General features: G+C 63.1%; 14 protein-coding genes and 1 tRNA gene. 6 read left to right on the forward strand and 9 right to left on the reverse strand.

All coding sequences use genetic code 11. The features are described from left to right. The first annotated feature begins 2 nt into the window (after positions 1-2). A tRNA-Sec gene (locus tag A0O30_RS23635) sits at positions 3-98 on the forward strand. Between the two features lie 15 nt (positions 99-113). Here the strand turns inward: A0O30_RS23635 and A0O30_RS23640 are convergent. Both A0O30_RS23640 and A0O30_RS23645 read right to left on the reverse strand, forming a co-directional pair. Continuing rightward, positions 114-1,112: an asparaginase gene (locus A0O30_RS23640; protein ID WP_177410306.1), complete on the reverse strand. Its 999-nt coding sequence runs from the start codon at positions 1,110-1,112 to the stop codon at positions 114-116. A 63-nt stretch (positions 1,113-1,175) separates the two neighbouring features. Beyond that, positions 1,176-2,618, reverse strand: a complete 1,443-nt coding sequence (locus A0O30_RS23645; RefSeq protein ID WP_105948239.1) for a sodium:alanine symporter family protein — start codon at positions 2,616-2,618, stop codon at positions 1,176-1,178. 179 nt (positions 2,619-2,797) lie between these two features. Between A0O30_RS23645 and A0O30_RS23650 the strand changes: the two genes are divergently transcribed. From A0O30_RS23650 to A0O30_RS23660, 3 genes are all read left to right on the forward strand, one after another. After that, a complete protein-coding gene (locus A0O30_RS23650) occupies positions 2,798-3,607 on the forward strand; it encodes a helix-turn-helix transcriptional regulator (RefSeq protein ID WP_105948240.1) in 810 nt (269 codons plus the stop codon). A 150-nt stretch (positions 3,608-3,757) separates the two neighbouring features. Next, positions 3,758-4,642: a sugar nucleotide-binding protein gene (locus tag A0O30_RS23655; RefSeq protein WP_019096681.1), complete on the forward strand. Its 885-nt coding sequence runs from the start codon at positions 3,758-3,760 to the stop codon at positions 4,640-4,642. Continuing rightward, a complete protein-coding gene (locus A0O30_RS23660; RefSeq protein WP_105948241.1) occupies positions 4,635-5,567 on the forward strand; it encodes an NAD-dependent epimerase/dehydratase family protein in 933 nt (310 codons plus the stop codon). Before A0O30_RS23655 ends, A0O30_RS23660 begins: the two co-directional genes overlap by 8 nt. A gap of 30 nt (positions 5,568-5,597) precedes the next feature. Here the strand turns inward: A0O30_RS23660 and A0O30_RS23665 are convergent, their stop codons facing one another. Further along, on the reverse strand, positions 5,598-6,041 hold the full coding sequence (locus tag A0O30_RS23665; RefSeq protein WP_105948242.1) for a helix-turn-helix domain-containing protein: 444 nt from the start codon (positions 6,039-6,041) through the stop codon (positions 5,598-5,600). 101 nt (positions 6,042-6,142) lie between these two features. Here A0O30_RS23665 and A0O30_RS23670 point away from each other — a divergent pair, with 101 nt between their 5' ends. Next, positions 6,143-7,336, forward strand: a complete 1,194-nt coding sequence (locus tag A0O30_RS23670) for an MFS transporter (RefSeq protein WP_105948243.1) — start codon at positions 6,143-6,145, stop codon at positions 7,334-7,336. Here the strand turns inward: A0O30_RS23670 and A0O30_RS23675 are convergent. From A0O30_RS23675 to A0O30_RS23695, 5 genes are all read right to left on the reverse strand, one after another. Beyond that, on the reverse strand, positions 7,324-8,007 hold the full coding sequence (locus A0O30_RS23675) for an OmpW family protein (protein ID WP_014589498.1): 684 nt from the start codon (positions 8,005-8,007) through the stop codon (positions 7,324-7,326). The genes A0O30_RS23670 and A0O30_RS23675 overlap by 13 nt on opposite strands. Before the next feature lie 109 nt (positions 8,008-8,116). Further along, positions 8,117-8,629: a DUF3299 domain-containing protein gene (locus A0O30_RS23680; protein ID WP_105948244.1), complete on the reverse strand. Its 513-nt coding sequence runs from the start codon at positions 8,627-8,629 to the stop codon at positions 8,117-8,119. Positions 8,630-8,755: 126 nt separating this feature from the next. Beyond that, positions 8,756-10,021, reverse strand: coding sequence for an ABC transporter permease (locus A0O30_RS23685; protein ID WP_105948245.1), 1,266 nt, complete (start codon positions 10,019-10,021; stop codon positions 8,756-8,758). After that, entirely contained in the window at positions 10,021-10,731 is a 711-nt protein-coding gene (locus A0O30_RS23690; protein WP_105948246.1) for an ABC transporter ATP-binding protein, read from the reverse strand. Before A0O30_RS23690 ends, A0O30_RS23685 begins: the two co-directional genes overlap by 1 nt. Next, positions 10,732-11,307, reverse strand: coding sequence for a DUF2796 domain-containing protein (locus A0O30_RS23695; RefSeq protein ID WP_105948247.1), 576 nt, complete (start codon positions 11,305-11,307; stop codon positions 10,732-10,734). Between the two features lie 130 nt (positions 11,308-11,437). Between A0O30_RS23695 and A0O30_RS23700 the strand changes: the two genes are divergently transcribed. Continuing rightward, positions 11,438-11,782: a hypothetical protein gene (locus tag A0O30_RS23700; RefSeq protein WP_105948248.1), complete on the forward strand. Its 345-nt coding sequence runs from the start codon at positions 11,438-11,440 to the stop codon at positions 11,780-11,782. Positions 11,783-11,919: 137 nt separating this feature from the next. Here A0O30_RS23700 and trxA read toward each other — a convergent pair whose 3' ends face one another. Next, positions 11,920-12,792, reverse strand: coding sequence for a thioredoxin (gene trxA, locus A0O30_RS23705; protein WP_016715351.1), 873 nt, complete (start codon positions 12,790-12,792; stop codon positions 11,920-11,922). Positions 12,793-12,800 lie beyond the last annotated feature (8 nt).

Genomic DNA, 12,800 nt, shown 5'->3' on the forward strand with positions numbered 1-12,800 from the left:
AAGGAAGGCAATCGCGCCCGGTGGCGCGGCCGGGCTTCAAACCCGGTTGGGGACGGCAGCCGTTCCCGGGCAGGTTCGACTCCCGCTGCCTTCCGCCATTTTCTTTTGCCTGTTCAGGCTCGTTCGCCGCACAGGTCCAGAGCAAACCACTGCTCTGCAGCATCCACATCCAAACCCGCCCCCAACAGCGCAACCATCTTGCCCAGCGCTGCCTCACGGGTCATGCCGCCACCACTGACCAATCCGGCCCCACGCAAGCGGTTGCCCGCCGCATAGGTGTCGAACACCACCGAACCTTCAGGACACTGGCTGATAGCCGCCAGCATCACACCGCGCTGGCGCGCCGCGCTCAGTACATTCAGCAATGCCTGGTCATCCGACGGGCCGGTACCGCTGCCGTAGCATTCCAGCAGCAACCCCTGCACACCGCTGTCGATCAAGCCCTGCAAGTGCCCGGCCTGCAGCCCCGGGAACACCGGCACAACCGCCAGGTTGACCGGTTTGCGCGGCTGCTTGTAGCCCAGCTCGGCAGGGATCAAGTCGGCATGCTCACCATCACGATGGCGCGGCAGCGCCGCAAAGGCATCGAACGCCTCGCTGCGCAGCTTCGACGCCCGGCAGCCATGCAGCAGTTGGCCATGAAAGTAGAGCTGCACGCCATCTTCCAGGCGATGTTCGAACTGGCGCAACGCACCACACAGGTTGGCCCACGCATCGCTGTCAGCGGCACCCGCCGGCAGCATCGAGCCGGTCAGCAGCACCGGAACCGGCAGCCCCAGCAGCAGGAACGACAATGCCGCAGCGCTATACGCCATGCTGTCGGTGCCGTGCAGCACCAGCACGCCGTCATGGCCCGCCACATCCACCGCATCGACAATGGCATCGCGCATCGCCAGCCAGTTGTGCTGTTGCATGTTGGCGCTGTCGAGCAGCGGGTTCAGTTCCTGCAGGGTCCATTGCAGCTGGGGCGCATCGGCCATGTGCGCGAAGTGCTCGCGCATCCGTGCTTCAAAACCACCGGCTGGCGCCAGGCCTTCCGGGGTTTCGAGCATACCGATGGTGCCACCGGTATAGAGAACGAGAAGATTCTTTACGGCACGCATGGAGAACATCCGTAGCGGTGAGCGGAGAAAGAAAAGCCGCCCGCAGAAGGGGCGGCTGGGCAGGGCAGCGTATCAGCGCTGAGGCTGCGCTTGGCCGACTGTTTTGTCAGTGGCTGTTTCCGCCTGCGGATTGGCAGGCCAGGCATTGCGGTCCAGGTCCAGGTCGGCGAATTTGGTCGAATCGAACACCGGTTGCTGGATACCCGCCTTGCGCTGCTCGTCGTAGTCGCGCATCACACGCAGGCCGACCTTGAACAGCAGGGCCAGGGCCACCAGGTTGACGAAGGCCAGGCAGGTCATGGTGATGTCGGCGAAGGCGAACACGGTCGACAGGTCTTGCATCGAGCCCCAGACCACCAGTGCCAGCACCAGGCCACGGAACACCATCAGTACCACGCGGTTACGGGTGAGGAACTGCAGGCTGTTTTCGCCCAGGTAGTAGTTGTAGAGGATGCAGGTGAACACGAACAGCGACAGTGCCACGCTGACGAATACACGGCCCCAGTCACCGACCACGGCGGCCAGCGAGTTCTGGGTCAGGACAATGCCGTCACCCTCGAAGCCCGGGGTGTAGAAGCCCGACAGCAGGATCAGCAGTGCGGTGCAGGTGCAGATAACGAAGGTGTCGAGGAACACGCTGAAGGCCTGGACCACGCCCTGGGCGCCCGGGTGTTTCACGGCCGCCACGGCGGCGACGTTCGGTGCACTGCCAAGGCCCGCTTCGTTGGCGAACACGCCACGCTTCACGCCCATGACGATGGCGCTGCCGAGCAGGCCGCCGAAGGCTGGGTCGAGGCCGAAGGCGCTTTTGAAGATGGTTTCCAGCATGGCGGGCACGTGTTCGATCTGGGTGCCGATCACGTACAGGGTCACGCCGATGTAGGCCAGGGTCTTGACCGGTACCAGCAGGTCCGACACCGCAGCGATACGCTTGATGCCACCGATGAAGGTGATGGCCAGCAGCACAGCCAGGATAATGCCGGTGTGGCTTGGGTCGAAGGCAAAGGCGTTCTGCAGCGAGTGGGTCACGGTGTACGACTGCAGGCCGATGAAGGCGAAGCCGTAGGTGACCAGCAGCAGGATCGAGAACACGATGGCCATGCCTTTGCGCTTCAGGCCATGCTGGATGTAGTAGGCCGGGCCGCCACGGTACAGGCCGTCACCATCGGCGCGCTTGTACACCTGGGCCAGGGTACATTCGAAGAAGCTGCTGGACATGCCCACCAATGCGGTGACCCACATCCAGAACACGGCACCTGGGCCACCCAAGGTCACGGCGATACCGACACCGGCAATGTTACCGGCGCCAACGCGGCCGGCGAGGCTCAGCATCAGGGCCTGAAAGGAGCTCAGCTGGCCTGCCTGGCCACGCAGCGATTCCTTGAACACGGCGAACATGTGGCCGAAATGGCGGAACTGAACGAATCGGGAGCGGATGGTGAAGTAGCTACCCAGCCCTACGATCAGCACGATGAGGAGTTTCCCCGAGAGGAAATCGTTGAGTACTTCGAGCATTGGAGAATGACCTCGATTCTTATTCTTCGTGTGGAAAGACCAGCGGACGGCAGGCGCACCGCTATTCGTTGGGGCGCATGGTTGGCCATGACAAGAGTGGTTACAATTTCGCGGGTTGCTCTTAGTTGGCGCTACTTGATGCTACAATGGCGTCATTCGCGTCACCTGGGCCCCCGCACATGAGCGATCATTTCGCTACCAACCTCAAGCTGGCTTGCAGCCACTACCGCTCTATTTCCGAAGTTTGCCGGCAGCTGTCGATCAACCGCGCACAGTTCAACAAGTACCTGAGCGGGCAGAGCCGTCCGACGGCTTACAACCTCAAGCGCATCGGCGACTTCTTCGGGGTCGAGGATTACGAACTGAATTTGCCGGCCGAGCAGTTCGCCAGACTCATCGGCGCACGGGTGTCGACGCTGGCCGAGCAGCCCAGCGACCCGATCAGCGAACTGTTCCGTCCGCTGCACGACCACGCCGGCAACCTGTCGCGTTATTGCGGTTACTACTTCGAGTATTCCAACTGCATGTCGGTGCCGGGCACCATCCTGGTGTCGCTGGTTCACCTGTGGGAGGAGCGCGGCCGTTTCCTGTTCGAGCGCCAGGAACGCCAGGAGCGCTCCAGCGCCACCGACCAGCACGCCGAGGTACGCTGCCGTTACCTGGGGGCTGCGTTCCAGTTGCAGGACCGGCTGTTCCTGATCGACTACGAGTCGCTCACGTACAACGAAATGAGCCAGACCATCCTCATCCCCAGCTTCAAAAGCCGCATTACCCGCCTGAATGGCCTGAAGGCCGGCGTATCCAGCGGCGATCGACGCAACCCGGCCTGTACCCGCGTGGTGTGGGAGTATTTGGGGGAAGAGATCAATCGCATCAACGCCTATCGGCAGGTGAAACTGTACCGTCCGGATGATCCACGTATAGATGATGATGTGCGTGAGCGTTTGAGCGTTGGGCCACTGCGCAACAGTTTGTTTGAGATTGAATAGATGTAGCGCCTGTACTGGCCTCTTCGCGGGTAAACCCGCTCCCACAGAGGCCATGCAGGCAACTGAATAAGGCCTGCGGTTGGACTTCCCGCAGAGGAAACCGCAAAATGACCCCTTTCCTTCATCAACCTCTCCGGATCTGCTGACTCTATGCGTATGCGCCTAATGCTGTTGGGTGGTGGCAATGCCCTCGGGCAAGCGCTGATTCGTCTTGGGGCCGAGGAGGACATCGCATTCCTGGCGCCGCGCCCGCCCGAAAATGGCTGGACGCCGGCCAGCCTCACCCAGTTGCTCGACGATCACCGCCCCGACGCCGTGGTCAACCTGGCCTATTACTTCGACTGGTTCCAGGCCGAATCGGTCAGCGAACAGCGCCTGGCTCAACAGGAGCGGGCAGTAGAGCGGCTCGCAGAGCTGTGTCAGCACCACCAGATCACCCTGGTGCAGCCTTCCAGCTACCGCGTGTTCGACGGTTCGCGGGCCACGGCCTACAGCGAAAAGGACGAGCCAGTGCCGCTGGGCCTGCGTGGCCAGGCGTTGTGGCGCATCGAGCAGAGTGTGCGTGCGGCCTGCCCGCAGCATGTGCTACTGCGCTTTGGCTGGTTGCTCGACGAAAGCATCGACGGGTCGCTGGGCCGCTTCCTGACCCGTGCCGAGCAACCGCAAGAGCTGCTGCTGGCCGATGACCGGCGTGGTAACCCGACACCGGTCGACGATGCTGCGCGTGTGATCCTGTCGGTGCTCAAGCAGCTCGATTGCAGTGCGCCGCTGTGGGGCACCTACCATTACGCCGGCAACGAGGCGACCACGCCGCTGGCGCTGGGCCAGGCGATCCTTGCCGAAGCGGGCCAGTACCGCCAGCTCGCGGTTCAGGCGCCAACGCCGCAGGCTCATGCCGCACGGCCGGATGCCAGCGAAGAGCCGCAGCACGCGGTACTGGCCTGCAAGAAAATCCTTCATACCTTCGGCATCAAGCCGCGCGCCTGGCGCGCCGGCCTGCCGCCTCTACTGGACCGGTTCTACCGCCATGGCTGACGCCCCCATCCTGATCACCGGCGGTGCCGGCTTCATTGGCTCCCACCTGTGCGATGCGTTGTTGGACAAAGGCTACGCTGTACGCATTCTCGACGACTTTTCCACTGGCCGGCGCAGTAACCTGCAGGTCGACCACCCACGGCTGGAACTGATCGAAGGCGATGTTGCCGACGCCGGGCTGGTCACGCAGGCCGCAGCCGGCTGCAGTGCCGTGGTGCACCTGGCGGCAGTGGCCTCGGTGCAGGCCTCGGTCGAAGACCCGGTGCGCACACACCAGAGCAACTTCATCGGCACCCTTAACGTGTGCGAAGCGATGCGCGTGCATGGCCTGCGCCGGGTGCTGTTTGCTTCCAGTGCGGCGGTGTATGGCAACAATGGCGAGGGCGAGTCGATTGCCGAAGACACGCCTAAGGCACCGCTGACCCCGTACGCGGTGGACAAGCTGGCCAGTGAGCAGTACCTGGACTTCTACCGACGCCAGCATGGCCTGGAGCCGGTGGTGTTCCGCTTCTTCAACATCTTCGGGCCACGCCAGGACCCATCCTCGCCGTATTCCGGGGTCATCAGCATCTTCTGCGAGCGCGCGGTGCAGGGCTTGCCGATCACCATCTTCGGTGATGGCGAACAGACCCGCGACTTCCTTTACGTGGGCGACCTGGTGCAGGTGATGGTGCAGGCGCTGGAACAGCCGCAGGTTGAGGAGGGGGCGGTGAACATCGGCCTCAACCAGGCCACTTCGCTGAACCAGTTGCTGGCGGCGCTGGAGAAAGTGGTGGGGAGCCTGCCGGCAGTTAGCCATGTGGCTGCGCGTTCGGGTGATATTCGCCATTCGCGGGCGGATAATCAGCGCTTGCTGGCGCGGTTCGATTTCCCGCAGGCGACGCCGATGGTCGAAGGCCTGGCGCGGCTTCTGGGTAAAAGATGAAAACGCTGGGGCTGCGCAGCAGCCCCAGCGTCACCCATGCCGCACAACTCTGCGCAGGCAATCCTCGGCAGCCAATACCCGCCCATCTTCAGTCCGCACCTGCATGACCTCGATCGTCTGTCCGGTAGCGCCTTCCACCAACTCCGAACGCGCCTCGCCCGCTTCAAACAGATACCGCTCCCCCCACTGCCTCAGGCCTACCACCACCGGAAACACCGACCGCCCCTTCTCGGTCAGCACATATTCCTTGTAGGCACTGCCATCCGAAGCTGGTTGCGTCATCAGCAACCCACTTTCCACCAGCAGCTTGAGCCGTGAGGCGAGGATGTTCTTCGCCAGCCCTAGGTTCTTCTGAAATTCGCTGAAGCGTCGCAGGCCATCGAAGGCATCGCGCAGGATCATCAGTGCCCAGCGGTCACCCAATACCTCCAAGGCACGGGCTACCGGGCATTGCGCATTGTTTTCATCGAGCATGTGGCAGGCCTGTCCTGATTTTCTGGTTGCAGATTAAAACTACTTTTGCTAAATAGCCATGAGTGGTTTCAATTCGAAACTACATTGTCGAGGCCATCCCGATGACACGCTGGATAACCCTGCTGCTTGCCATCACCAGCGCCATGGCGGTGGCGACGGTGTACTTCGCCCAACCGTTGCTCGAATCGATGGCCGCCGAACTGGGTGTGGCACAGCAGCAGATTGGCTGGGTAGTGGGTTCAACCCAGGCGGGCTATGCCCTGGGGCTGCTGCTGATTGTGCCGCTTGGGGACCTGATCGACCGCAAACGCCTGTTGCTCGGCCAGTTGCTGTTCTCGGCCTTGGCGCTGGTCGGCGTGGGCATGGCGCCAAACTGGGTGATGCTGTTGCTGGCGCTGGCCATCACCGGGCTGATGGCCGTGATGGTGCAGGTGATGGTGGCGCATGCCGCCAGCCTGGCCTCGCCCGCTGAGCAAGGGCAAGTGGTAGGCACCGTCACGAGCGGTGTGGTGCTGGGCATTTTGTTGGCGCGCCTGGTAGCGGGTGGGGTGGCTGACCTGGCCGGTTGGCGCAGTGTTTATCTAGTGGCCGCAGTGCTGTTGCTGGCGCTGGCGTTGGTGCTGTGGTGCTGTTTGCCAAGCGGACAGCCGTTGGTGCAGCGTCCCGGTTACCGAGGGCTGATCGTGTCCCAATTCCGCTTGTTTCGGCACGACAGGCTGTTGCGCCAGCGCGGCGTGTTCGGCGTATTGATCTTCGCCGCGTTCAGCGTGCTGTGGAGCGCCATGGTCATGCCTCTGAGCGCTGCGCCATTGGCGTTGAGCCATACCGAAATTGGCCTGTTCGGTCTGGCAGGTGTGGCGGGTACGTTGGCGGCAGCGCGTGCTGGTCGCTTGGCCGACCTGGGGCTGGGAGAGCGCACCACCGGGCTGGCGCTGGCGTTGCTGACGCTGTCGTGGTTGCCCACGGCCTTTGTCGGGCAGTCGTTGATCGTTTTCGTGCTCGGTGTGTTGATGCTGGACTTCGCCGTGCAGGCAGTGCATGTCACCAACCAGAGCGTGTTACTGGCAGGGCGTGGCGCGATGGCTAGCCGATTGATTGGTGCTTATATGTGCTGCTATTCGGTCGGTAGCGGGTTGGGTGCGGTGCTGGCGAGCGGGGTGTATGCCCGATGGGGGTGGCTTGCGGTGTGTGGGCTTGGCATGGCCATCAGTGCGGTCGCGCTGGGGTACTGGCTGTGGCTGCAACGAGAAAGGGCGGCCGAAGCCGCCCTGCCGTGTTCCGGTCAGAACTTGTAGCCAAGGCCGACCATGTACACCCACGGGTCGACGTCTACGTCGACCTTGGTCTTGCTGTAGCCCAGTGCGGTCGGGCCGTTGACGCTGGCCTTGGTGTCGATGTCGACATACCAGACCGAGGCGTTGACCAGCAGGTTGTCGGTGAGCATGTAGTCCATGCCCAGCTGGCCGGCAATTCCTACCGAATCTTGCAGCTTGAGGTTGCTGAAGCCTTGTTGCTTGCGTGCGCTGCTCAGGTCTTCGTCAAAGAACAGGGTGTAGTTGATACCCACGCCGGCATAAGGCTGGAAGCGCGAGTTCGGCTCCATCGGGTAGTACTGCAGCGACAGGGTCGGTGGCAGTTGCTTGATGTCTGCCAGCTTGCCGTCCAGCCCGCCGCCCAGGCCTTTTACGCCCACGGTGTGCTTGAACGGGGTGGCTGCCAGCAGCTCCAGGCCGATGTGGTCGGTGAGCATGTAGGCAAAGGTCAGGCCCAGCTGGGTGTCGCTGTCCAGGGTCGCCTTGGTGCCCGACACCTTGTTGCCGTCGAACTTCAGGTCACCGCTGCTCTCGTTCGGGGCGGTGGTGATGGCGCCTGCGCGCAGGATCATGTCCCCCGCCTGGTAGGCGTGGGCGGCAGGGGCGGCGAGCGCAAGGGCCACAAGCGAGGCGCCGAGCAAGGACTTGTTCATGGAAGCTCCCAAAGGACGTTATTAATCGAGTAGTCCAATGGTACGGAGCTGGTTAAACACAAAGTTTGACCCAGCTCAAAGAAGCGTCTTCATGAATTCGAAACAGTTCTCATCTCAGCTCATACGCGTAGATTTTCTCGGCTTCCATCTGGTAGCCGGCATCGGCCAGTTCGCTGGTGGAGGCTCTAACCTGCATCTTTCCCTCGATCCAGTAGGGTTGGTAGAGGTCTTCGACGCGTACGCCCATTTCGCTGAAAATATGCACGATCTGGTTTGAGGGTGGCGGGGGCACGTGGATGCACGCGCCGTAGTAAGGCACCAGCAGGAATTCGGTGGTGCGGCCTTCCTCGCTTACCTCAAGTGGCACAATGTAGCCGGGCAGTTTGATTTGCTGGCCGTCGAGGCTTTTCACCACGGGCGCGTCGGGGGCTTGCTGGCGCGCGGGTGGGGCGGACTCGGCAGACAGGGCGTTGCTGAGCTGTGACATGTCATGCAGCGGCGCTAGCTGTGGCGGGATGACCGGGGCACCTTCGGGGATTAGGGCAGGCCAGTCCAGCTCTTTGGGTTCGGCGGCCCACAGAGGCATCGCTATCACCAACAGCAGGGCCAGCAGCATGTGCATTGCCGGCCTCTTCGCGGGCATGCCCGCTCCCACAGGACCTGCACAGGGTCCGAAGCCTGTGGTGCTCCCTGTGGGAGCGGGCGAGCCCGCGAAGAAGGCAGTGAGGTTTCTGATCATTGCAGGCTCTTAAAGATGAATGGACAGGCCATCAGCCAGCGACTGCCTGTAAGCCCGCCAAGCCGGCACGCTACCCATCAGCAACGCGGCCCCAAGGATGATAGCCAGCAAGGTCCACTCATGAGCACTCGGCAGCGCCAGTGGCAAATACAAACCATAGTTGGCCTGCACATACCCCTGCGCCAGGGCGATTCCTGCATACAGCAACCCCAGCCCGGCCACGATCCCGACTGCGGCCAGTGACAACGCTTCCAGCACCAGCAGCCCTGCAATATGCCACGGCCTGGCCCCGACCGACCGCAAGATTGCCATTTCTCGCCGACGCTCGTTGAGGCTGGTGAGAATGGCCGTGAGCATGCCGATCAAGCCGGTCAGCACCACGAACAGCGACACCACGAACAGCGCCTGTTCCGCCGTGCCCATCAGGCTCCACAGTTCTTGCAGGGCCACCCCAGGCAGGATCGCCAGCAACGGTTCACTGCGGTACTCGTTGATCTCCCGCTGCAAGCTGAAGGTCGCGATCTTGTTATTCAAACCCAGCATGAACGCAGTGATGGCGGCAGGTTGCAGGTCCATCGTACGTGCCTGATCGGCGCTGATGCGCCCGGCGCCACGGGCCGGTACGCCGTTGTGCCAGTCGATATGGATGGCTTCCATGCCGCCCAGGCTGATGTGCAAGGTGCGGTCGACCGGTGTGCCGGTGCGCTTCAGCACGCCAACCACGGTGAACGGCTTGTCGTCATGCTTGACCAGGCTGATCGCTGCCACACCATGGGCCAGCACCAGCTTGTCACCCAGCTTGTAGTGCAATGCCTCGGCGACTTCGGCACCGAGTACCACCTCGAACGGGTCGCTGGCGAACTCACGCCCCTGGCTCAATTCCAGGTGCTGACGGCGGCCGTACTGGTAATGGTCGAAGTAATCCGTCGTGGTGCCCATCACCCTGTAGCCGCGATGCGAGTCGCCCAGCGAGATAGGGATCGCCCACTTCACCCGCGGGTCCTGCGCATAGTGCTGGAAGCTGTCCCGGCGGATGTTGTTGGTCGCGTTGCCAATGCGAAATACCGAATACAGCAGCAGGTTCACCGAGCCGGAGCGGGCGCCGACAATCAGGTCGGTACCGCTGATGGTGCTGGCGAAGCTGGCGCGGGCCTCGGTGCGAACGCGCTCCACGGCCAGCAGCAGGCACACCGACAGGGCGATGGCAAACGCGGTGAGGAAGGCGGTGAAACGGCGGTTGGCCAGGCTGGCCAGGGCAAGGCGGAGCAGGTACATCAGGCCTCCCGGGGCTTGGCGGCGCGGTTGAGGTCGGCCAGGGAAAGGTGGCGGTCGAACAGTGGCGCCAGGCTCTGGTCGTGGCTGACGAACAGCAGGCTGGCACCGGCGGCGCGGCATTCGTCGAACAGCAGGCGGATGAACGCTTCACGGGTATCGGCGTCCAGCGCCGAGGTCGGTTCGTCGGCAATCACCAACTCGGGCTGGCCGATCAGTGCGCGGGCGGCGGCCACCCGTTGCTGCTGGCCGATCGACAGGCTGTCGGCGCGGCGGGCGAGCAGGGCGGAGTCATCCAGCCCCAGGTGGGCCAGCAGCGTGCTGGCTGCCTGGTCGACACTGCCATGGCGCTGCTCGGCGCGGGCCTTGCGGCTGCGCGAGAAGCGACAGGGCAGCTCGACGTTTTCACGTACCGACAGGAACGGCAGCAGGTTGAACTGCTGGAAGATATAACCCGTGTGGTCAACGCGGAAGCGGTCACGCGCCCCCTGGCCCAGCCTGCCAAGGTCCTGGCCAAGCAACTGGATGCGGCCCTCGGCCGGTACGTTCACGCCGCCCAGCAGGCCCAGCAAGGTGGTCTTGCCACTGCCGCTGGGGCCCTTGAGGAACAGGGCTTCACCAGCGTCCAGGTGGAAGGCCGGGATATCCAGCAGCGGCGGCTGACCTGGCCAGGCGTATACCAGGTCGTGCAGTTCGATCAGCGACTGGCTCATTCAGAAAGCGACCGCTGCCTTGGCCGGCGTGGCTTCCACACCTTTCTGGCCATTCGGGCCGATCAGTTGCACGTTGATCTTCTGGGTGGCCGGGAAGGCCTTGAACAGCGGCCCGAGGTCCACTTGTGCCAGTTTGTCGGGGTTGGCGCAGGTCAGCTGGTAGTGGGCGCCGATGTCACTGTGCTGGTGGCCGTGCTCATGTTCGTCGCCATCGTCGTCGGCTTTCGGGGCGTCACCGAACAGCGGGCTTTCCAGTTCTTGCTGGTCTTCTTTGCAGCCTGCTGCAGCAGAGAGGCCGAACAGCTTCAGGGGCTGTTCGAGCTGCTGGCGCACGGCGGCGACCTTGGCCTTGTCGGCATCGCTGCTGGCGGCATGTTCGAAGCCGACCAGGTTCATTGCCGGGCTGTCCAGCTCCAGCTCCAGGGTGTTGCCATCGAGCACGGCGTTGAGCTTGGCGACGCCATGTTCGTGGGCGCCGAGGGTGCCATGGGCGTGGTCGTGATCATGGTCATCGTGGGCATGGGCCACGGCCAGTGGCAGCAAGGCGAAGGGCAGGGCAAGCAGCAGGCGACGCATGGACGGCTCCGGGGCGGGCTGAATGATTGAGTTATGTTATAACAACTTTTCTGCGTGCCGCCAGCCTGCATGGCGCAGGTTTCATGTTGCGGTAGCATGGGTGCATTGACCTGGGTTCAAGGAATGCATCATGAGAATTCGTGGACAGATTGGTAACTGGCCGGTGGACCTGACCATCGAGTTGGCGCCTGAAGAGTGGGCGCAGCTGGGGCGGCAGGTTGAGGTGCCGGTAGCGGCGCAGGTTGCAGCAGCGGAAACCATGGCGGCACCGCGACAGGATGACGGGCAGTGGACTGCGGCGCGCGAGGTGTTGCGCCTGGCGGGGCAGATGAGCGGGCCGGAATTGCTGGACAGGCTGGAGGGACTGGCGGGGAGTACGGCAGCGGGCAAGCGGCTGCTGGTGCGCCTGCGGCACAGCAGTGAAGTGAAAGTGGAAAGTGGCGTGGATGCGCCGGTTTATCACTGGGTTGGATAACCCTGTATTGCCTGTTCTGGCCTCTTCGCGGGCTCGCCCGCTCCCACAGGTATACCTCCATTCTGAAGCACAGTAGAGGTCCTGTGGGAGCGGGCATGCCCGCGAACGAGGGCAAAGCCCTCGCAGAAAACTTCAGGTCAGAACATCGCCGCCGACAGCTTGCGGCGATACACGCCAACCAGCGGGTGATCGCCGCCGAGCAACTCGAACACCTGCAGCAACGCCTTCTGCGGCAGCCCGTTCTCATAGCCACGGTTACGCTGGAACAGCTTCAGCAACCCCTCCAGCGCCGCCTCATACTGCTGGCGCGCGAGCTGCTGAATGCTCAGCTGATAAGCCGCCTCGTCATCCTGTGGGTTCTGTGCCAGGCGGCTTTTCAGGTCCGCCACTTCTGGCAGGCTGGCTGCCTGGCGCAGGAAGGTCAGCTGGGCCTTGGCACCGGCCAGCGCAGCCTTGTGCTCATCGGTCTTGACCGCATCCAGCACCACCTGGGCCTCGCCCAACTCACCACGCTCGGCCAGGCAGCGGGCATACAGGATCAGCGCCTCGGCATTGCTGTTGTCCTCACCCAGCAGCGCCTGCAACAGCGCTTCGGCTTCGGCAAAGCGGCTTTCGGCGAACAGCGCCTTGGCCTGTTCCAGTGGCGAAGCTGCAGGTGCGGCAGGCATCTGCACATGCGGTTCGAGCATGGCGCGAATCGCCGATTCCGGCTGGGCACCGGCAAAGCCGTCTACCGGCTGGCCATCCTTGAACAGCACCACGGTCGGCAGGCTGCGGATGCCGAACTGGGCAACCACCTGTTGCTCCACGTCGCAGTTGATCTTGGCCAGCAGCAACTCGCCCTGGTAACCCTCGGCGATCTTGGCCAGCAATGGCATCAGCGCCTTGCACGGCGCACACCACTCGGCCCAGAAGTCCACCAGCACCGGCTTGTGGAAGGAGTTCTCGATCACCAGTTGCTGGAAGGTGGCATCTGTAGCGTCGAAAATGTAAGGCGTGTCTTGGGTCATCGCGACTC

It is taken from the genome of Pseudomonas sp. LLC-1, assembly GCF_002992185.1.
Taxonomy (GTDB): domain Bacteria; phylum Pseudomonadota; class Gammaproteobacteria; order Pseudomonadales; family Pseudomonadaceae; genus Aquipseudomonas; species Aquipseudomonas monteilii.